The 20414-nt window shown below is 31.7% G+C and carries 16 protein-coding genes and 4 tRNA genes; 11 read left to right on the forward strand and 9 right to left on the reverse strand.

Features of this window, described 5'->3' with window-relative positions:
• Positions 1-59 precede the first annotated feature (59 nt).
• From GBO31_RS17570 to GBO31_RS17595, 6 genes are all read right to left on the reverse strand, one after another.
• A tRNA-Cys gene (locus GBO31_RS17570) sits at positions 60-135 on the reverse strand.
• Positions 136-140: 5 nt separating this feature from the next.
• Positions 141-212, reverse strand: a tRNA-Asn gene (locus GBO31_RS17575).
• Between the two features lie 87 nt (positions 213-299).
• Positions 300-386 (reverse strand) — tRNA-Ser (locus GBO31_RS17580).
• Positions 387-392: 6 nt separating this feature from the next.
• Positions 393-465, reverse strand: a tRNA-Lys gene (locus tag GBO31_RS17585).
• A gap of 863 nt (positions 466-1328) precedes the next feature.
• Positions 1329-3437, reverse strand: coding sequence for a serine hydrolase domain-containing protein (locus tag GBO31_RS17590; RefSeq protein WP_219009752.1), 2109 nt, complete (start codon positions 3435-3437; stop codon positions 1329-1331).
• Positions 3438-3512: 75 nt separating this feature from the next.
• The gene (locus GBO31_RS17595) at positions 3513-4694 is read right to left on the reverse strand and encodes a helix-turn-helix domain-containing protein (RefSeq protein WP_219009753.1); all 1182 of its coding nucleotides are present in this window, start codon (positions 4692-4694) and stop codon (positions 3513-3515) included.
• A gap of 314 nt (positions 4695-5008) precedes the next feature.
• Here GBO31_RS17595 and GBO31_RS17600 point away from each other — a divergent pair, with 314 nt between their 5' ends.
• The 6 genes from GBO31_RS17600 (at position 5009) to GBO31_RS17625 (ending at position 10683) form a co-directional block, all read left to right on the forward strand.
• Positions 5009-5512, forward strand: coding sequence for a hypothetical protein (locus GBO31_RS17600; RefSeq protein ID WP_219009754.1), 504 nt, complete (start codon positions 5009-5011; stop codon positions 5510-5512).
• A 128-nt stretch (positions 5513-5640) separates the two neighbouring features.
• Positions 5641-6318 carry a hypothetical protein gene (locus tag GBO31_RS17605; RefSeq protein WP_219009757.1) on the forward strand — a complete coding sequence of 226 codons (678 nt, stop codon included), beginning with the start codon at positions 5641-5643 and terminating at the stop codon, positions 6316-6318.
• Positions 6319-7332 carry a PspA/IM30 family protein gene (locus GBO31_RS17610; protein ID WP_219009758.1) on the forward strand — a complete coding sequence of 338 codons (1014 nt, stop codon included), beginning with the start codon at positions 6319-6321 and terminating at the stop codon, positions 7330-7332.
• A gap of 21 nt (positions 7333-7353) precedes the next feature.
• Complete coding sequence (locus GBO31_RS17615) at positions 7354-8904, forward strand: phosphate ABC transporter substrate-binding/OmpA family protein (RefSeq protein WP_219009759.1); 1551 nt, start codon at positions 7354-7356, stop codon at positions 8902-8904.
• Positions 8904-9872 carry an ABC transporter permease gene (locus GBO31_RS17620; RefSeq protein WP_219009761.1) on the forward strand — a complete coding sequence of 323 codons (969 nt, stop codon included), beginning with the start codon at positions 8904-8906 and terminating at the stop codon, positions 9870-9872. Before GBO31_RS17615 ends, GBO31_RS17620 begins: the two co-directional genes overlap by 1 nt.
• A gap of 1 nt (position 9873) precedes the next feature.
• A complete protein-coding gene (locus tag GBO31_RS17625; RefSeq protein ID WP_219009763.1) occupies positions 9874-10683 on the forward strand; it encodes an ABC transporter ATP-binding protein in 810 nt (269 codons plus the stop codon).
• 119 nt (positions 10684-10802) lie between these two features.
• On the opposite strand, the gene GBO31_RS17630 is transcribed toward GBO31_RS17625, so the two are convergent.
• A complete protein-coding gene (locus GBO31_RS17630) occupies positions 10803-10979 on the reverse strand; it encodes a hypothetical protein (protein ID WP_219009764.1) in 177 nt (58 codons plus the stop codon).
• Between the two features lie 177 nt (positions 10980-11156).
• Here GBO31_RS17630 and GBO31_RS17635 point away from each other — a divergent pair, with 177 nt between their 5' ends.
• The 5 genes from GBO31_RS17635 to GBO31_RS17655 are packed head-to-tail and all read left to right on the forward strand — an operon-like array spanning position 11157 to position 17699.
• Complete coding sequence (locus GBO31_RS17635; RefSeq protein ID WP_219009766.1) at positions 11157-11684, forward strand: hypothetical protein; 528 nt, start codon at positions 11157-11159, stop codon at positions 11682-11684.
• A 26-nt stretch (positions 11685-11710) separates the two neighbouring features.
• Positions 11711-13612 carry an AAA family ATPase gene (locus tag GBO31_RS17640; RefSeq protein ID WP_219009768.1) on the forward strand — a complete coding sequence of 634 codons (1902 nt, stop codon included), beginning with the start codon at positions 11711-11713 and terminating at the stop codon, positions 13610-13612.
• Positions 13599-14060 carry a hypothetical protein gene (locus GBO31_RS17645; protein ID WP_219009774.1) on the forward strand — a complete coding sequence of 154 codons (462 nt, stop codon included), beginning with the start codon at positions 13599-13601 and terminating at the stop codon, positions 14058-14060. Before GBO31_RS17640 ends, GBO31_RS17645 begins: the two co-directional genes overlap by 14 nt.
• A gap of 16 nt (positions 14061-14076) precedes the next feature.
• Complete coding sequence (locus tag GBO31_RS17650) at positions 14077-16794, forward strand: DEAD/DEAH box helicase (protein WP_219009775.1); 2718 nt, start codon at positions 14077-14079, stop codon at positions 16792-16794.
• Entirely contained in the window at positions 16791-17699 is a 909-nt protein-coding gene (locus GBO31_RS17655; RefSeq protein WP_219009776.1) for a 2OG-Fe dioxygenase family protein, read from the forward strand. Before GBO31_RS17650 ends, GBO31_RS17655 begins: the two co-directional genes overlap by 4 nt.
• On the opposite strand, the gene GBO31_RS17660 is transcribed toward GBO31_RS17655, so the two are convergent.
• The gene (locus GBO31_RS17660; RefSeq protein ID WP_219009777.1) at positions 17691-18995 is read right to left on the reverse strand and encodes a hypothetical protein; all 1305 of its coding nucleotides are present in this window, start codon (positions 18993-18995) and stop codon (positions 17691-17693) included. The genes GBO31_RS17655 and GBO31_RS17660 overlap by 9 nt on opposite strands.
• Positions 18996-19020: 25 nt before the next feature.
• Complete coding sequence (locus GBO31_RS17665; protein WP_219009778.1) at positions 19021-20403, reverse strand: hypothetical protein; 1383 nt, start codon at positions 20401-20403, stop codon at positions 19021-19023.
• Between the last annotated feature and the right edge of the window lie 11 nt (positions 20404-20414).

Here is a 20414-nt window from a genome sequence, read left to right on the forward strand (position 1 = left end):
CCGGAGAGGCCAGATTTACAGTCTGGAGAGCCAACCAATTGCTCAATACTTCCAAATCTTGGAGACAAGAACAGGATTCGAACCTGTAAAAAACGGCGTTGCAGTCCGTAGCCTTAACCTTTCAGCCACCTTGTCTTTTGCGATACCAGTAAGACTCGAACTTACATCTCGAGAGTTAACAGCTCCCAGCTTTACCATTAAGCTACAGTATCAATATTGCGGAGGACAAAGGAATTGAACTTAAACAGACTCGTTTAGCAGACAAGCGCAACAAACCAATATTTGCCTATCCTCCATAGCGGAAGAAGTGGGAGTCGAACCCACACGAGTCATTAGCTCCTAACAGTTTTCAAGACTGCGGCCACCGCCAATTGGCTTGCTCTTCCTTAAAGTTGACGCAGCGGGGATCGAACCCACATAACCTCGGTTAAAAGCCGAGTGCTTTTCCAATTAAGCTACACGTCAAGTTTGGTTTTCAGTATGTCAATGAACTATTTAAATAAAAAAAGGCGCCTGAATCAGGCGCCTCTTATATATCTTATGATGGTATGTCGATTTATGTTCGCATACACTTCTTTTCTATATAATAGACACCATTATTATTCCAATCGGAACAATATGCTCTTCGTTCGCCAAAGAGTTGGATTAAACTATGTTTTAAATTACTCGGTATCATTTCTTATTTTTTATAATATTCTAACTATTGCAATCACATTTTCGTTCTGTTGTGATTACGGTGCAAAGATCTAAACTTTTTTTTAATCTCCAAATATTTTTTGAATTTATTTTACTGATTTTCAGATAGTTACATTTGATTTAAGACATAGGGATTCCTGTTCGTTTTTCAACGAATTTTGGATTTTTTGGCAACTGTCTGTCTCCCTGATGCTTACTTTCCAAATGCTATTCTTTATGTGCTAATTAAGCTCTATACATTTTTTCTAAAAAATTTCAATAAAAAAAGCGTCCAATTTCTTGAACGCTTGTAGTTTTATATAGTTTTTATCTAAATCACTTCATATATAAGGATTAAAATTAGCTACACAACGTCCGTTTTCGATGGGATAATTCTCCTATCCATCGGTAATCACACTGACTAAACAGCGATCTCGGCGTAATATGTGCTTTATTTTTCATCATTTGTACCACAAATATTATATAATCTAATACTATTATCCAAATTTAATTGAATAATTTATTTCGTAGTTTATATGAAACTAATAGAATAAAATAGATTAATTCTGATTTGGAGGTTTCAAAGAACACTTATTGATCAACTTTAGAATTAACTTCTAATAGTATACCATTTTGATATTTTTCTCCTACTATTAGTTTACAGGCTCCAGTATTTGATTATTAATTTCATTACCGTTTTTGTCAATTGTTACAAACCACACATTTTTTTTACATTTTCTATGGATGTCTGTGTTGTTTTCGCAGGATTGCTTAGTTCTTTTGATAATATAACCTACGTTTGTTTTTTCTGCTGAATAGCCATATTCATTATAAAAACCACCATATGTTTTTTGCCAAAGTTTGTTTCCTTTTTTATCTGTTTTAATAACAAACATATCGTAGTTCCCGTTTCCATAAGAGCTTGTTGAACCCACGATTATATATCCATCCTCTACATTTAAAATTGAATTTGCTTTGTCATAACTACTACCGCCAAATCGCTTAAACCAAATCTCATTGCCGTTTTTATAATTTTTGGTTAATAAAATATCTGAAGTATTTCCATTTTTAGATGGAATAGTGGTTACTTGTATAGATCCATCTCCTGCTTTTACTTTAGGTTGATATTGAAAATGAGTCTTCTTTTTAAACCTCATGTTAAGTGCTCTTCCATATGATAATAGTATCTCGGTTACTCGATCAAAAGCATCTTTTTGAACTTTTAAAAAATAATTGTCCGACGACATTAAAACGCTATTGTATACGAGCACATTCTCAAAATTTTGATCGTCTGAAAACTTTAACTTTAATGTTTTTTCTCCCTCAAACTTCATCTCAAAGCTTGCATCTAATTCACTATTATGATATGTGCCAACAAGATTATTAAAATCTGATACTGTTACAGGTGTCCCTATTTGCTTTTTGAACGTCTTTGTTTTTCCTGAAGTGTAGAAAACCATCATTTCGTTTGGATAAAAAACAATTTTTATTTTTGAATTATTTGTGGAGGCATACTTATTTTTTCCTTCTGAGAATATCTCAACAGTAAATTTTTTTTCTTGCCAGTAGATTTTATTTCCTTTTTTAATTATTTGAACCATCGAATCTTCATTGGGGTAGATATAATTACCCAGGACATTGATGCTTTCATTATCATTTTTTTGATAGTACATTTTATCATATGAAGCTTTGTTATTTGAAGTTGGCAAAAGAATTTTGGCAATTTCTTGCCCTATAAGATTACTACTTATATCACCATTGTTACTCATTATAAAAATAGTAAGCTTTTCTTTTGGAAATCGATAAGTTTGTGAGTGAAATCCAAATGTGCCACCAGCGTGATAAACACATTTATGTCCAAGTATATCTTGTAATTCTAATCCAAAACCATAGGTTTTAATTTCGCTATTAGGTATAGGAAGTTGACTTTGAATCAAGAGCTTATTATCGTCTACATATGCATTTTGTATCAATTGTTCATAAATTAACTGATCCTTTAAAGTAGTAAATAAAAATCCCTCACCATTTGTTTTTGTTACCGTCGGAACCTCTAACCACTCGGTATTTCCCCATGTAGAATATGGATTTGCTCTATTTGGAATGACCTTCATATACTTTTCTACAAATGAAGTGGTATTCATCTCTAATTTTTTGAAAAAGGTTTTAGAATAACTGTTGAAATTTTGTCCAGAGACACTTTCAATGATTTTTGCGAGAATAATGTAATTTGAATTGCTGTAAGAATATTTGGATCCTGGTGTAAATCCTAAATCTTCTTGTTTTTGTAGTAATTCTATGATATCATTGTTGTCTAACCCAAACCGTTTCCACCAGATCATCCCCTCTAAATCTAATAATTCTACATAATCACGTATACCACTGGTATGGTTAATGATTTGTCTTATCTTAATTTTATGTGCTATGTTTTTATAAAGATCTGGAAGATATTTTCGTAGATCATCTTCTAAACTTAACTTATTCCTCAGCGCCAAATCTAAGATCATTAAGGCTGTAAACTGTTTTGCTGTTGAAGCAATATTAGATCTTGTTTTTTCGTCAACCTTTACTTGATGTTGAAGATTTGCAAGCCCATAATATTTCTCATAAATGGTTTTTCCATCTTTTACAATTCCTACCATTAGTCCAGGATCCGTTTCTTTAATTTTTGACTCGATAATAGAGTCAATTTTTTTTAATGCTATATCCTGAGCATTACTAATGTAAAAGACAAAAAAGAATACTAAAGAGAAATTAAGTTTCATGATCATTGATTGATTATTTCAAACAAAAATCGCACTTAACCACTAATCAAATCGCTTCAAATCTTGATTTGACACCTATTTAATAGTTATTTTTTGAATATAATCTTTAGGAGATAATGAGGTGTTTTTCTTGAAGGCTCTATTAAACGTAGACTTACTATTAAAACCACAATCAAAGGCAATACCTAGTAATGTAGTTTGCTTTTGTTTACCTTGTTTTAATTTTTCTTTAACTGCTTCAATTCGATAGTGATTTACAAAATCATTAAAATTCATATGAAAACAATTGTTTACTGCTATAGAAATAGTTTTGGTTGTACTACTTAATTCATCAGCTACATCAGCAAGAGTTAATCGCGGATTTTCAAAAAACCGTTTTTCTGTCATTAGAGATGCAAGCTTATCTTTCCATATTGGTACATCCAAATCTAAATTGGTTGCTGAAGGGGTCTCGCTCGATACTATTGCTTGATCTTCAAAAACATTTATTAGCTGAACCTTTTCGCCTAATAAAGTGGTTTGTTTTATAATATTACTGTAACCAGTAATTGCGATGTAGTAGAAAATAAAAGAAAAAGCAATATAATGCCAAAATTGACTTCCAAAGTTACCCCAGTTAGGATTCGTGATAAAAAATAATACTCTTAAAATCAGAATGATTAGAAAGGCAATCATAAAATTACGAATCCACTGAAACAATAAGGTTTCTGCATAACTAACCTTTTCAAAGACTAATTTTTTGTATCTGAAATAATGTTGAAGACTTATCACTAAATAGAACACCATAGAAATAAGACCAGTGACTTGATACCAATTCTCTAAATCTTTGTCTCTATCATTAGCATAAAAATAATATTCGTCTAAAATAAATTTATCAGTAATAAAAATTATCAAACTATAAAAAACATATAATAGTGCTGGTAAAAAATGGAGATATTCTTTTCGAGAAAGCTTAAAATCAATATTTAATAAACTTTTGGTGTAAAAGAATACAACAGGGCCGATAAGTAATACCTGCATAAACGGGATAAAGAATAATATTTCTCTAGTAATTTTTTCAGCATACCAATTTGCATATCCTAACATATAAGGTATTATATACATGCTATAAAGAAAAAGCAGGAAACCAAGCCACTTGCTTGATGTATTATTACTAGTGAAACCTCTTCGCAAGGCTAGAATGGAAAATACAATACCATGAAAGAAAAATATAAGTAATAAAGAACTTTTTTGATTGAAATTGAATGGGAAGTCCATTAAATAGAGTGATTTGATTTATGAATTCTAAGAAAATTATATTCAGAACTTAAGTTTTTGATTGACTATTAGTGATAACGATTTAAATCTGATTCTAAGATAGGGTATTAAATTTATTTTTGAAGGTATATTAATAGAACAGATTCTGTACTACATTAAAACATAAAATGGCTACTTTGCTAATCACGATACCTTTTTTAGTTTTGAGATGGTAATACAAGGTATATTGTAAATTAAAAACAATGACTGATCATTTTATTTTGTTATGATTTTATTCTATATATTACGGTAGTATATTTATTCTTTAGTGATTAATGACGGTTCAAGATTTTATCAATTGGTTTGGCAATCACCCCAACTTAGTATTAGGGTATTTTGCTGTAGTGATAGTAATTTCACTTATAGGTTTACTTTTTGTAAAACGTTCAAACTTCAAACCACCTATTACCTATTTTTATGGAGCTTTGATTTATGCGGTTACCATACCAGGACTGCTGGCCTTGGTATTACTTCTTTATAGTTTCTTTTTTTTAAAAACGAATTTACTCCAATTAGATTTGGTTACATATTTTGTTCCTTTGATAGCAATGATTGTAAGTTTAATCATTATTAATAAGACTGTTTCCATGTCTCAAATACCAGGTTTTGGAAAGTTGTCAGGACTTTTTATGCTAATAATGATCACTTTTATAATTACTTATGTTTTACAAAGAATGTTTTTTGGAGTGTTTTTCGTAGGAAGATTCCAATATTTGATAGGATTCTTCTTGTTATTGCTAATAGGAATTAAAATCGCTTGGGATCGGATTGTAAAGTAGTATGTGGCATACTGACTGTAACATTTTCCTAGTAAATGATACCAATATATTACAGGGAAAGAAGGAAATACGTATTTTAAATCCTTACAAAACACTTATTTTTATAAATTTGTTTAAATTCACTAACCATGCTAAAAAACTTAAAGTCTTTATTTATAGTAGAAGACGAAGCAGATAATAAGGAAACTTCAGAGCCTAAAGAGAATAAGGCAGATACTACTGAAAAAAAACCGGCAGCTTCGACACCGCCACCTCTTCCAAATAATCCAGTTACCGTTTCTTCTGAAGGAGCACTGGATAATAAAATAGTTGAAAAATTATTACAAGCGATTGAGAAAAATAATCTGGATGGATTTGACTATTTAGAATACAAAAAATCGCTAAAAGCATTAGAAAAAATGCCAATGGATGAGGCTACAAAGTATCGCTCTGCTTTTGCTACGGCCTCTACCATGGGAGTAACTCTGGATAAGCTTTTGCAGACGACCAATTTTTATATTGGTGTTTTGGATAAAGAAAATGAACAGTTTTTAGGAGCATTTAAAAATCAATTTGATAGTAAGGTATCCGGTAGAGAAAGAGAAATAGCACAGTTTCAATCGATCATCAAAGAAAAATCAGAGCAAATTAAAAAGTTGACTGAAGAAATTACGAAGCATCAGCAACAGATTAGTGATTTAAAGGCTAAAGTAGAGGAGAGTAATAATAAAATCAATAAAACGCAGAACGATTTTAAAGTGTCTTACAGTCATCTGAAAAAACAGTTTGAGGAAGATATTGTTAAAATGCAGAAATATTTAAAATAAATGGACGACAACTCATTAAAACCAAAATCATTTTGGAAAAAACCCGAAGGTAGAACCGGGATGTTATTTATGGGGCTTTTAGGAGCCGGAGGATTATATGGTTTATATAAAGTGCTGCCCTTTTTAATACAGATTGCGGAGAATACGTTGTATTTAGGAGTGCTTTTAGCTGTTTTGGGAGCTTTAATCTATATGGTATTAGATCCTAAGATGCGAAACCTGATTTTCTATATGTATAAATCTTTTATGCGTTGGATAACAGGTATTTTTATTCAAATAGATCCAATTGGTATTCTTAAAAGTTATATAGATGATCTAAAGAGTAATCTTAAAAAGATGARTAAGCAAATCGCAGTGCTTAAAGGACAAATGAAGCGATTACAGCAGATCATCTACGATAATAAGAAAAGTATCAATAGCAATCTTAAACTAGCAAGTGCTGCAAAAGAAAAGGATAAAAAAGGAATCATGATCCTTAAATCTAGGAAAGCAGGACGCTTGCAAGAATCTAATCTTAAGTTGGATGGACTCTACAAAAAAATGGAAGTTTTGTATAGAGTTCTTATTAAAATGTATGAGAATTCTGAAATTCTTCTAGAGGATATCGAAGATCAAGTAATGGTAAAAGAGCAGGAAAGAAAGGCGATAAGAGCCAGCCATTCTGCCATGAAATCTGCAATGAATATCATTTCTGGGAATAATGATAAGAAGGAAATGTTCGATCGTGCTTTAGAAGTAATAGCAGAAGATGTAAGTATGAAAATTGGTGAGATGGAACGTTTCATGGATATGTCTACCAATTTCATGGATTCTATCGATTTACAAAATGGAATTTTTGAAGAAGAAGGATTAGAATTATTAGAGAAATGGGAAAAAGAAGGTGTCTCTCTGATCTTAGGAAATCAAAAAGATTTATTAGTGCACGATCAACATAGCGTCGATTTGGATGCACCTATTGTAAAAACTAAAACACAAAATAATCAATATTCGGATTTATTCAATTTCGAAGATTAATATAAATACCAATCAAATATTATGGCAAGAGCTAAATTAACTCCATTTTCGAAACTCTTAATTGTAGCACTTATCTTAGGTGGTTTGTACTATCTTTTTATGCAACTACGTGATAATCCCGATGCTCAGGAAAAGATTGAAGAACTAACCTCTAAAGATAAAGGAGGAAAAACAAAAGATGGATACAAAGATGTAATCAATATCGGAGTAGTGACTTGGGGAGGATATGCTGGAGGACAATATTTTAATGAAGGTTTTAAGGCAAATACAAACTCAAGATTTTATAAAGACTATGGATTTAAAGTGAATTTTGAAGTAATTGATGATTTCGATGCTTCTAGAGATGCTTTTAAAAATGGTTCTATCGATTTAATGTGGGCTACAATTGACGCATTCCCAACAGAAGTAGAAGGATTATCTCAATACCAACCACAAGTTGTATTTCAGGCAGACTGGAGTAGAGGAGGAGACGCAATAGTAGCAGCAAGAGGAATTAATAAAGTAAGTGATCTTAGAGGAAAGAAAATAGCAGTGGCACCTATGACGCCTTCACATTCTTTCTTAATTTGGTTATTAGAAGCTAGTGATATGACTACTAAAGATGTTCAGCTAGTAGAAGTTCCTAGTGCAATTGATGCTGCAGATTCTTTTAAAAGTAATACAGTAGACGCTGCAGTAGTTTGGAGTCCAGATGATGCAGACTGTGTGGCTAAAGTAGCTGGAGCGAAAGTATTAGAAAGTACCAAAAATGCTACTCATATTATTGCTGATGTTTTCGTTTCTAAGAAAGAATTTATTGAAACTCATAAAGAACAACTACAGGATCTGTATGAAGGATGGATGATCGGAGCTTCAGAATTGAATAGTTCGGATAGCAATAAAAGGAAAGCTGCAAAAATTTTAGCAGAAGGATTATCTCAACCGGAAGATTTCTGCTATGATGCAATTAATAATGTGAGATTAGCTACACATGGAGATAATAAAGATTTCTTCGGATTAAACCCTAGTTATAGCGGAGTTACAGGAGAAGATCTATATAATAAAATGAAAGTGAAGTATAATAATCTTGGATATAGTACAGTTGGCGCAAAAAGTTGGAGGCTATTATCTACAAAAGATTTAGTAAACAAAACTACACTTTCTGGTAATTCTCATAACGCAGAACAACAAAAACAGTTTACTGCGGTAGATGAAACATTAGAGAAAAAAGAATCCTTATCTTCTAAGAAAGTAAGTATTAGTTTTAGAACAGGAGAATATCAATTAGATGAAAACTCAAAACAATTGATAGATCTACAGTTTACACCTATTGCAAAAGCATTTGCAAATGCAAGAATTAGAATTGAAGGAAATACAGATAATGTAGGAAACCGTTCATCAAATGTTGCGCTGTCTAAGAAAAGAGCACAATCTGTGGCTGATTATCTTGAAAAAGAACATCAAATGCCACATAACCGATTTATCATTTTAGGAAATGGACCAGATAAACCAGTTCCAGGATGTGAGCGTAACCAGAATGCAGATTGTAAATCTAAGAACAGAAGAACAGACTTTGAATTGGTGGTAGACTAATGGCAGGGATCAAAAAACTTTTTGAGCTTAGAGGAAATTTAGAGTCCAAAGATAAAGCAATACTTACAGCAATTGGAGCCATAATCCTTATAGGTTTATGGTTTCTATTGGCTGAGTTTTTATCAACTTCAGTAATTACTCAAGATGAAACAATAGATATTTCTAAGATTGCTCAAAGTGAGCGAAAATACTATGAGAGTGATTCTCTTTTGATTGCTAATTACGATGCACTCGAGGAGATGAGTATAGAAGAATTGACTTCTTTCGGGCTTAAGAAAAACAAAGTGTATCCTTTGCTTCCGTCGCCAGTTAAAGTAATTAAAGCATTTCCTGATTTAAATAAAAATGACGATGTAATCGGAAATACATTCTATTCTATAAAGCTAAATTTTCTAGGATATCTGGTAGCTATTTTAGTATCTATTCCTATTGGATTTTTATTGGGATTAATTCCTTTGTTTAGAGGACTGTTTAGTCAGATTATCAATTCGTATCGTTTTATTCCATTAACTGCGGTAACAGGTATTTTTATCATGTGGTTAGGATTGGGAAGTGATATGAAAGTATCCTTTCTAGCTTTTGGTATCATTGTTTATCTAATACCTGTCGTCATTCAACGGATTGATGAGGTACAAAATGTATATCTAAATACTGTTTTTACATTAGGAGCAACCTCTTGGCAAACCATTAGAACCGTATACATGCCATATGTATTCTCAAAAATTATTGATGATATAAGAGTTTTGACGGCAATTTCTTGGACTTATATTACCATTGTAGAAATGCTAAACAAAGGAGGAGGAATTGGTGAGTTAATTTGGACCGCCAAACGACAAAGTAGAATTGATAAAGCTTTTGCAATATTGATTATCATCGTTGTTATTGGAATTTTACAAGATCGACTTTTTGTAATGATTGATAAGATATTATTCCCTTTCAAACACATTAATAAAGGAAACAAACACTAATATGGCATTACAATTTACAGATACTCCTCAGGCTCCTAATGTGATTGAACTTAGAGGGATATCCCAATCCTATGATGGAGGGAAAACCAAGATCATAGAAAATTTGGATTTGCTGGTAGAAGACAAACCTATGCAAGGTCAGTTCACTGTTATATTAGGTATGTCAGGATGTGGTAAGTCTACTTTATTAAGATATATTGCAGGATTACAAGAGCCAACATCAGGAACAGTATTGGTCAAAGGGAAACCAGTTAGTAAAGAGAATAGAGTGAGTATGGTGTTTCAGCAGTATTCCTCTTTGCCTTGGATGACTGTGCTGGATAATGTAGGTTTGGGATTACGTTTTAAAGGAATTTCTAAAAAAGAGCGTGACGAGAAAGCAATGGAAATGATTCAACTCGTCGGTTTGGATGGACATCAAAAAAAGTATGCTCAATATCCTACACTTTCTGGAGGTCAATTACAGCGTGTTGCGATAGCTAGAAGTTTGATGTCTAATCCAGAGATTCTTTTAATGGATGAACCTTTTGGAGCGTTAGATATTAAAACTCGTTTGCAAATGCAAGATTTATTGATCGGTATTTGGGAAAAGTTTAGTCCTACTATTTTGTTTGTAACACATGATATACAAGAAGCAGTGTATTTAGCAGATGATATTTATATCATGAAACATGCACCGTCACATTTTGTAAAACATATCGACATTGATTTACCATTTAATAGAACACGTGAGACAAAAAGATTAGCACATTTTGATGAGCTAGTTCATGAAGTAGAGGATGCGATGATGCAAATTGATTCTGGGAGTTGATTTTTGAATATAAAGTATTTGGTTGAGAGCCGAAAAGTTCAAAGGAAGAAAGCTGTTTTATAACAACTTTCTTCGGATGATTTTTGTTTAGCTAATCAATATGATTTTTAAAAATCATATTAACCAGGAAAACCAGTATTTTCATCAACACAAGTACATTCAAACAAAAATTCATTTGGTCCACATTCAGGTGGTAATTCAAGGCAATCAGAGCCAAGGAATCCACCTTGAATTCTACTTTGATTTCTCTTTGAAAGAATAGAAACCTTTGATAAACTTAAAATGTGTTTTAACATAATAAAAAAATTAAAATTAAAATGATTCCCGAACATTAGACACTCAGGTTTGTGTCGGAATCTAATATTGGATTCCATTGATACCTTTAGTTTTATGGGTGTTTGTTATTGTTAAAGAGGTTTAATTTTCTGTTAAAGTTGAGGGAAAAGGAATGATAAAAAATTAAAACAGCTAAAATGAAAAGTATAATTGGGACATTGTTGATTGCAGTATCATTGGTGATCTTTGGAGTTAGAATTTCTAAAAAAATACAGTTTAAACAAAATGTATCTGGATATCTAAAAAGAGCAGCAGATGCAAGTACAATTGAGATTGCAAATGAAGAACTGACTAAGGTGATTACGTATTTAGAAGCTAATAATTTGACAAGCGGATATACCTCAATGATATGGGAAACACCTAATGAAGATATAGGCTTTTGGTATAAAAACTTAAAAGCAAGCCAAAATGAACTTCAGAATTTAAAATCAGAAAGTGCTTTAGAAAGAACCAATGTACTTATAAAACTTAGAGAAACTTTGTTGGATACAGGGAAGAGAACAAAGGTAACCATTCCAAGAGGGTTGGCAGTTTACCCTAATAATAAGTTATGGGGATTTTTAATAACAACAGCACTATTTTCATTATTGATCGGCTTCGTACTGATTGCCATAGAAGCTGATAAAAAGGCTAAAAAGAAAGCCGAAGAACAATTAAAATCATAATTCACTTTTTTGCGTAAAAACATCTTATGACCAATAGAAAATATCATAAAGCTACAGACCAGTTTTTTGCTAAATTAGATCAAAAATACAAGGCTTCTTTCTTTAAAGGAAAATCTATAAATCCTCTAAAAATATTAGCTATTTCTGAAGCTTTCCCTTCTTTGAAAATCAAAAATGAAGATCTATTGCTTTTATATTCTTTAAAGGAATCCATAGATGAGCTAGATTTTATTATTACTACTCAAAATATTCATGTTGCTGGGGCTACACTTTCTCTAGAGAAGGATATTTTTAAGGATGTAAAATTTAGTGCTTTTCCAAAAGAACATATATCCATATTAGATGGATTAATGGAAGATCTATTGCTTACCAAAAAAGATGAGAAAAAGACACTAGCAGACTTTACAAATAAATTCAAAGATTTTGTCAATCAAAAAGAAGATGTGGCAAAAGATTATGATGTGGACTATGAGTTTCTACAGATCTTAAAAAACGAAGGTGAAAAGATTCAAAACCTAGCAGAAGATCTCAATAATAATAAGCGCTTTTCTAATACAATTAATGCTATTGTTCATAAAACTGATGATGCAATCGAGTTTAAAGCTGAACATGTGATTTTGCAGGATATTATCAAGGTGTTTAATATGATTTATCCACTTAGCGATAAAGAAAATGCTGTTGCTGATGCAAAAATAAAATTCTTGCTAGCTTTTATGTTCGAAAAGTTACAAGGCAATGATATCATAGCATCACTTTCTATAGAGCGCATCAACAAATTTGTACAGTCAGAGAAATTTGAAGAGAATATAGAAATTATAAAAACAGCTAGTCTTTTTGATTTAGGAGAAGATTATAAAAACGAATTTTTACTACCATCACTATTAAAACGATTAGATAGTCAGCATTTTGCCAATTCTGCTTCTTTTTTATATAGAATAGCTTCTTTAATTGCCAAAGTAGATGATACTATTTCTGAAGAAGAAAAAGCACTGCTAAAGAAAATTAACGATAAGCTACAGCACCCAAAAGAAAAATTAGAAGGCGTAAAGCAAACAGAGATTGATGAAAATGAGACCTTGGATGATGTAATGGATGAGCTAAATGAACTGATAGGATTAGATAATATCAAAACTGCGGTTAAAGAATTATCTAATTTCTTGAAAGTGCAAAAATTAAGAGAAGAGAAAGGCCTTAAAAATGTAAATAACTCCTTACATTCTGTGTTTATGGGACCTCCAGGAACCGGTAAAACTACAGTAGCTCGTTTGGTATCAAAGATTTACAGACATCTGGGGTATTTAGAAAAAGGGCATCTTGTAGAAACCGATAGAACAGGAATGGTAGCTGGTTATGTAGGTCAAACTGCCTTAAAAGTAGAAGAAGTTATCAAGACTTCGCTGGATGGAGTTTTGTTTATTGACGAAGCTTATTCTTTAGCAAAGGATAATAAAAAGGATTTTGGTAATGAAGCTGTGGAAGTACTACTTAAGAAAATGGAAGATCATAGAGATCAACTAGTAGTAATCGTAGCAGGATATCCAGATGAAATGGAAGAGTTTATAGAGTCTAATCCAGGATTACAATCTCGATTTAATCGATACTTTACATTTGATCATTATAAACCTAAAGAACTGATCGGTATTTTTGAGTTGTTTTGTTTAAAAAATGATTTTGTACTTGCCGAAGAAGCTAAAGAAAAGCTGGAATTTATTTTTGATAAACTTTATGAGAAAAGACATAAAAGTTTCGGAAATGCCAGAGTAGCCAGAAACTTATTTGAAAAAATCATAGAATACCAAGCCAATCGTATTGTTTCGATAACGCCACTCACCGAAGAATTATTAAAAACAATTATCGAAGATGATATTCCTCCTATCAATCAAACGGTTGATGATTATCTTAGATTTCAAAAAGATGAAGAAGAATAAGTTTATATCCAATCAAAGTTTTATTTTCTTAGTTATTTTTTTTATTGGATTAATTACAAAAGGAAATGCCCAATTAAAAAATAATATCAATCCAGAAGAGATGATTGGGTTTGCATGTTTTTTTGGAGGAGCTCCCACAAAACCAGTATTGGATATAACAAAAAGGTTATTTGAAGAAGAATATGATTCTATTGCCAAAATGCTAAGATCTAAGAATAATGCAGAACGATATATGGCAGCATCAGCATTGATGAAATTAGCAGAATCAAAGAAGTATATTTTTTCTGAAACTGTTAAAACCGAAATCGAGGAAATTAAAAAATCATCTGAATTACTTTCTATATGTGCTGGATGTACTTACCTTGAGGTTGTCCAATTAAAAACAATGTTTTCTTCTGAAATGCATTCTCAAACTGAAAATTGGTTGAAAAAATATATAAAGAACTAAATAGGAGATTAAGGAAATGCACATAGAAAAAGTCTTATCCTACTATCAGGATTGTTATAAACAAGAATTTAGAGATAATGATGTCCTTAATTTTTTGGGTACTAAGGTTGATAAACGTTTTTTCTTAAAAAGTATCACCAGCTTATATAGAGAAGAAGATACTACCTTTATGAAAATCGATTTCGGAGAAGATTTATATAAGTATCTCGAAATTTATCGAAAGGAAAAGACCTTTATAGCATGTAGCTTTTTCATTACAGGAAAGCTGACGTTTTTAGGAAGAAAAAGAACCATTTGTGCCCCGCTAATGGTCACTCCTGCTACCTTGGAAATTAATACCGATGCATTGTATCATATCAACTATAATTTTGAAGAGAATAGAGTTAATGACGCTTTGCTCAATGTATTAAAAGCAAACTTTAATCTAGATGATTCTTTTGGCTTAGAGATAAGATCGTTGATCAATGATCAAGAACCTTCAAAACTAAATATTCAGGAGATATCAAAAAAACTCAAAGAATATCTTCCGATTGATACTACTGAATTGAATATACTTCCTGAACTTCTTTCTGGAGACAAAGTAAGGAGTCATTCAAAATCACTTACATTACAGTTGCTTCCAGTTGTTGCTTTAGGGATTGTAGAGAAATCCAAATCAAGTCGTAATGTTTTGCATGAGATTGATGAAATCAAAGAGGGACATTTGTTTAATGATACACTTCGAGGATTTTTCTCCAGAAGAAAAGTTGAAATTAATTCGGATTCAATATCAAAAGAAGCAGTATATGTTCCTTCTAATTTAAGTGCCTCGCAACTTGGGATTATTCAGGCAGTAAAAACGAATGATATTACCGTGGTAATAGGACCTCCAGGAACAGGGAAATCATATACAATAGCTTCACTCGCCTTAGATCAGGTATATCATAATAAAAGCGTACTTATATGTTCTAAATCTGATCAAGCGGTTGATGTGCTTCAAGAAAAAATAGTACAAGATTTAGGAGTAAAAGGTCTTTCTATCAGAGCAGGATCAGGTAGAAGTCACAGAGCTAAATTAAGGAAGAAGCTAGAATCAATTAATGTCTTCAAGAAAGGAGGAAGTGATTACTTTATTCCCAAAAAGCAAAAAGAAATTGACTACGCTGTGCGTAAGATTAAAGAAATCAGTGATGAAATCCAGGATAGAGAAGAGCGAGAGATAAAAAACGCCGAGTTATTTCTAGATTATAATCCGTCTTTTTTCAAAAGATTGAAGCGTAAATATGTTTCTAAACAGGTGCTAAAAGAATATCCTTTCTGGCAATTAATCGAGCTATTAGAACATTATATACATCAAAAAAATAAGCTGATTAAAGAAATCATTTCTTTGAAATATCAAGATAAGATCTCTAATCTGTTAGCAAAAGATCAAACACTTTCTAAGTTTTTAAAACTTGTTAAATCAAAAGACGTTGAGGAACGAGAGCGTTTGTTTCAAGAAGTCGATTTCCAGTCGGTATTACAATGTTTGCCTATTTGGATCACAAAATCAACTGATGTAAGCGATGTTTTTCCTTTGAAGAATGATATTTTTGATGTTGCTATCATCGATGAAGCTTCGCAATGCGATATTGCCACGATGATTCCTGTATTAGCACGAGCAAAAAAGGTTGTTGTGGTGGGAGACCCAAAACAATTGAGGCATGTCTCATTTTTGTCTAAACAAGTTATGGAAAATACGGCCAACTTGTATGGACTTTTAAAAGGAGATGAAGTCATGAACTATCGAGAAACAAGTTTTTTGGATTATGCCTTGGATCGATTACCTTCTCAAAGCAATGTGCATTTTTTAGATGAGCATTATAGAAGTGTTCCGAGTATTATTCGATATAGTAATCAAAAATTTTATTTTGACAAGCTAAAGGTTATGTCTGACCTAAAGATTCATTATAAAACATCTGCTGTACATTGGGTATTTTGCGAGGGCAAAAAACTAAAGAACGGAACCAATCAAAGAGAAGCGCACCAATTGTTAGAAGATATACAAAAAGTTATAGAGGAAGAACATAATGTAGCTATTGGAGCAGCAACTACCATTGGAATTCTTTCACCGTTTAGAGATCAGGTAAACTTTCTGAAGGATAAAATTGAAGAGTTGGATCTTGCGGCTATCAAGAAACATAAAATAGCAGTAGGAACACCATTTGAATTTCAGGGAGAAGAGCGTGATCAAATGTATATCACTTTCACTATAGATAATCAAACAAGTACTTCGGTTTTCCAATATTTAGATCGAGAAGATGTTTTTAATGTAAGTATTACAAGAGCAAAACAACAACAATTTTTATACTATTCTTTTGATCCAAAGAATTTTAAAAATAAACATTTAGTGATCGATTATTTATCAGAAACCAGTATACACTATGCTAAAGACCCAGTTGATGAATATATCGATAATTTTGCAGAAGAGGTATTCGAAGAATTGATCCAGTTAGGAATTAAAGAAGATGATATTATTATTAATTATCCAATCGCTGGCTATATAATGGATATTTTGATAACGTATAATCAAAGAACTATTTGTTTGGATTTGGTAGGGTATCCAGGAGCATTAGAAAAGACATTTTCTATAGAACAATACAAAACATTATTTAGAACACAAATACCAATTATTACGATACCTTATGTATATTGGTTGCATAATAAAAAAGAATGTTTACATCATATAGCTAAGAAAGTTAGGATAAAGAAATGATTACTGAGAAGCAGATATCAAAACAAATAGGGAGAACGATTAAATCTCCAATTAGAGTTGGAAGTGTTGCCGATTTGAAGATTGATGTGGGTTCCTTTTTACATTTTTTCAAGCCTTTTTTTTTCGAGTTGCAAGATGATGCCTATGTAGTGAGAGGAAAACAAATTGCTTTTCTGAAAACTGTTTTTCCAAATGATGCGAGTTCTATAGAGAAACAACATAAGGAGTATTTCGAAGGAACAAAAACCTTAGAAGCTTTATCTTATTGGGTCCAACAACTGACCGAAGATCAACAACAAGAATTTGAGCAATTATCTACCATCACAAGACAGCGAAGTATTGCTACTTTTTTGGTTGAAATATGGGATGATCAATATTTTGTAGAGCGAATTGTTCAACAAGGTTTTGAACAGGATGTGGATGATTTTCGAGTATGGAAACGAGTATTTAAACAAGCATCGAGAGCAGCTGTGGAAAACAAGTTGTTTTTTGAGTTATTGAAGCGAATGTCCCGTTTGGTAAAGCAAATTCATCCTGAAGTTCGGAAAATTCAGATTACGAGTCATTTTATGAGAACCATTTCTCATGAAAAAATAAAAGGTGAAAATGCTCCAGAAGGAGTTCATGAAGATGGGGCGCAGTATATTATGTCCGCTTTAGTCGTAAATAGACAAAACATCACTGGTGCCGAAAGTCAGATTTATGAAAAGACAATGACCGATACGAATGAGTTAATCTTTAAAAAAGTATTGGAACCAGGAGAGTTTATTTTTCAAGCAGATACTGGAGAAGAATTTACTTTTGGTAATGATCTATGGCATTATGTAACACCAATCGAACCAGAAGATATTTCTAAACCAGGAATTCGAGATATCATTGGATTTGATATAGATATTTTAGAGTAAAGAAGTTCCTGTCTCTTCTTCAAGTTTGGTAGCTACTTTTTCGATATGTTTTTTGATAAGCCTAAAATTAGTTTTATGATATATCGTTTTCAATTCGGTTTTTCCAGCATTGCCAAATTGGTAAGCAAGTGTTTGAATACACACTTTTCCTAACGATTGTGAAGTAGCACCATAGTTAGACCCCAAGGAAACAGCGTAACATCGTTCTAGAATTATAGATATGAGTTCAATGCTCCTTTGGTTTTTTCTGTGACCTTGTAATTGTATTAATCCTTTCATCATATTAATGTTTTCGGGATAGACATGTTCGTAAACACCATAAATCATGTCTTTTGTAGTTTGATCTTCCTTTTGTCTTAATGTTAGGTTACGCAATCGTAAATAGGCAGCTTTCCGAAGAATAGCATACGTAAAGTCATCGAATTTTTTTTGATCAATTTGTTTTAAGCAGTCATCAATTTGTGCGAGTGCCTTTTGATGAATATTATAACATAAGATTTTAAGGATTTTGGAGATATTGTGCTGGTATTTTTCACGCATATTAGAAATGAGCTTGTTCACATGAACTCCGAAAGGATCTGGTAACAACTGGAATACATATGATGAAGGGATTAAGCTGATTTTACTATTTTCAAGTATAATTCTATGAAGGATACTTTTGGCATCCATATGTTGTTTTATTGATAAGTATTGGATAGATTTTGAACGTAGAAAGGAATGCAAGCTTACATTAAGTTCAGGGCTTATCTTATGGTCCGTGACATATTTTTTTAGCTGCCGTAATAAAGGACGAAGTGGGTAATCATATGCATAGGTGTTTCTCCATTTATGAAAGAAATAAGTAAAATCATTGCTTGTAAGTCGCATTTTCGAATTTAGAAGATGATAGCCAATGGCACGTTTAAATTCCTGCGGAATCTTATGAATCAACTTTTTATCAGATGTAGTGGTTCTTCTAGGATTGGTGCTTTCTTTAAAGAGATAGTACAATACTTCTTTTTTAGTTTCTGGATGTGATCCTAGTAATATTTTATGATGTTCTAAAGAATTAAAAATCACTTTTTCTAGATTGTGGTGATCATAATCAAACAAGGATATCGCATCTTCATAGATATTGATTAACATCTCTTCGGCCATAGGAGAATCCTCATCAGAAAAACCGAGATCGATAATATGGTGATGCTCCTTATCGTTTGCTAAAGTTTCCGAAGTAAGCTGTTCTAATTCTTTCTCAGTTATTTTAAAAGGTTTTTTACCTCTAAAGAATGATACTATTTTTTTGATGGTTTTAGACACAGCTACTCTTTACGCTCTATACATTTTAAATCAAACTGATACCCAGTTGTTCTTTAAGTATTTTAGACTCTTTTTCTATTTGTTTTTTAATGTTTTTGGATTTCGTAGTATTATATAATTCTACTAAGATAGTTTGCCCTTTTTTTTCAAAAAATTGAGCTAATAATCTAATCCCTAAAACTCCTAAAGTTCTTGATCCTGTTCCATACCCTCTGTTTTTTCCCATACGAGCGTAGGAACGTTCTATTATAATAGGAATTAATGGTATACAGGAATTCAATTTTAAATATGAAGCTAATAGTAGTACCCCTGAAATAATTGATATACTCTCTGCGGGCATTGGTTTGTGATCTACTATAAATCGTTTGCCATAATATAAATAAGTAACAGGAATGGATTTTACCTTTGATTTACAATGAGTAGCACTTTTTATAATAGTAGAAATTAATACTTTTATTTTTTCTGTCCCAAGGGCGGTCATAAATGAATGAACATTGTCGTAAACATTTTTGGGTGTCAAAGTTTTAGAAGACTGGCCTAAATTATATAACAATTTGGAGAAATCGGTACGATAGGAATTTTCTAACGCAATAATTTCAGCATTTACCTTTTTTCCAAAGTGATCTGGAAGCAGCAAAAAAAGTGGTGAGCTATCATTTATTGATTTGCCATAGTTGTCTATAAGTACTCGTTCTATAGCGTTAGATAGGTAGGAACTATATCGATATTCTTCATAACGGATTTTTTTACTATAAAGTAATTTTTTTAAGAAAATATAGAAATCCGAAGAAGCAAGATTATTTTTAACACATTTATTTATTCTATTTATAATGCTTTTTTCTGATATATATGGTAACTTTTTTTTACCCCAAAAGTCAAGAAAAATCATTAATTCGATTTCTGTATGGACTTGATTAAATATATTACTAGATGATATATAAAAAAACTTGTCTTCAGACCAATGTTTAATTAGAGTATATAATTCTTCTTTCTTGAAAGGTAACTTTGTTTTTAATAAATGATCAGCGAGCATTGCCCTATAATTCTCTGGTACCTTTACTTTATTTTTTTCTCGTTTTTCTTTTGAAATTAAATAATGTAAAAATTCTTTTTTTTCCTCTTTAGAAAGGTTAGAAAATATCTCATAAGAAGTTAACTCTTTTATATTTACTGTACAGACACTATGATCATCCAAAAGAGAGAAGTTTTTCGCTTCCCTAAATAAATCGAATAATAATTCTTCATATTGATTGTATGTTTCTCTTATGGAGTAACCATCAACATGTATAACGGATGTTTCGTAAGAAATAAGTTTATCTTGAGAAAGAAGTTCTTTTTCCTTTTCTGTAAGTTCAAGTTTTGACTTTTTTACCTTGAATATTTTAGAAAGTAACTTATCAAGATTCATTTCTAAACTAT

Source organism: Aquimarina litoralis, from assembly GCF_019295435.1.
Lineage (GTDB): Bacteria > Bacteroidota > Bacteroidia > Flavobacteriales > Flavobacteriaceae > Aquimarina > Aquimarina litoralis_A.

What these genes read in the sequence shown, in the direction of transcription:
- GBO31_RS17605 (WP_219009757.1), top strand. Translation starts at nt 5,641, where the DNA reads ATGCTAAAAAACTTAAAGTCTTTATTTATAGTAGAAGACGAAGCAGAT.
- GBO31_RS17645 (WP_219009774.1), top strand. Translation starts at nt 13,599, where the DNA reads ATGAAGAAGAATAAGTTTATATCCAATCAAAGTTTTATTTTCTTAGTT.
- GBO31_RS17650 (WP_219009775.1), top strand. Translation starts at nt 14,077, where the DNA reads ATGCACATAGAAAAAGTCTTATCCTACTATCAGGATTGTTATAAACAA.
- GBO31_RS17620 (WP_219009761.1), top strand. Translation starts at nt 8,904, where the DNA reads ATGGCAGGGATCAAAAAACTTTTTGAGCTTAGAGGAAATTTAGAGTCC.
- GBO31_RS17640 (WP_219009768.1), top strand. Translation starts at nt 11,711, where the DNA reads ATGACCAATAGAAAATATCATAAAGCTACAGACCAGTTTTTTGCTAAA.
- GBO31_RS17615 (WP_219009759.1), top strand. Translation starts at nt 7,354, where the DNA reads ATGGCAAGAGCTAAATTAACTCCATTTTCGAAACTCTTAATTGTAGCA.
- GBO31_RS17590 (WP_219009752.1), bottom strand. Translation starts at nt 3,437, where the DNA reads ATGAAACTTAATTTCTCTTTAGTATTCTTTTTTGTCTTTTACATTAGT.
- GBO31_RS17655 (WP_219009776.1), top strand. Translation starts at nt 16,791, where the DNA reads ATGATTACTGAGAAGCAGATATCAAAACAAATAGGGAGAACGATTAAA.
- GBO31_RS17625 (WP_219009763.1), top strand. Translation starts at nt 9,874, where the DNA reads ATGGCATTACAATTTACAGATACTCCTCAGGCTCCTAATGTGATTGAA.
- GBO31_RS17600 (WP_219009754.1), top strand. Translation starts at nt 5,009, where the DNA reads ATGACGGTTCAAGATTTTATCAATTGGTTTGGCAATCACCCCAACTTA.
- GBO31_RS17595 (WP_219009753.1), bottom strand. Translation starts at nt 4,694, where the DNA reads ATGGACTTCCCATTCAATTTCAATCAAAAAAGTTCTTTATTACTTATA.
- GBO31_RS17635 (WP_219009766.1), top strand. Translation starts at nt 11,157, where the DNA reads ATGAAAAGTATAATTGGGACATTGTTGATTGCAGTATCATTGGTGATC.
- GBO31_RS17665 (WP_219009778.1), bottom strand. Translation starts at nt 20,403, where the DNA reads ATGAATCTTGATAAGTTACTTTCTAAAATATTCAAGGTAAAAAAGTCA.
- GBO31_RS17630 (WP_219009764.1), bottom strand. Translation starts at nt 10,979, where the DNA reads ATGTTAAAACACATTTTAAGTTTATCAAAGGTTTCTATTCTTTCAAAG.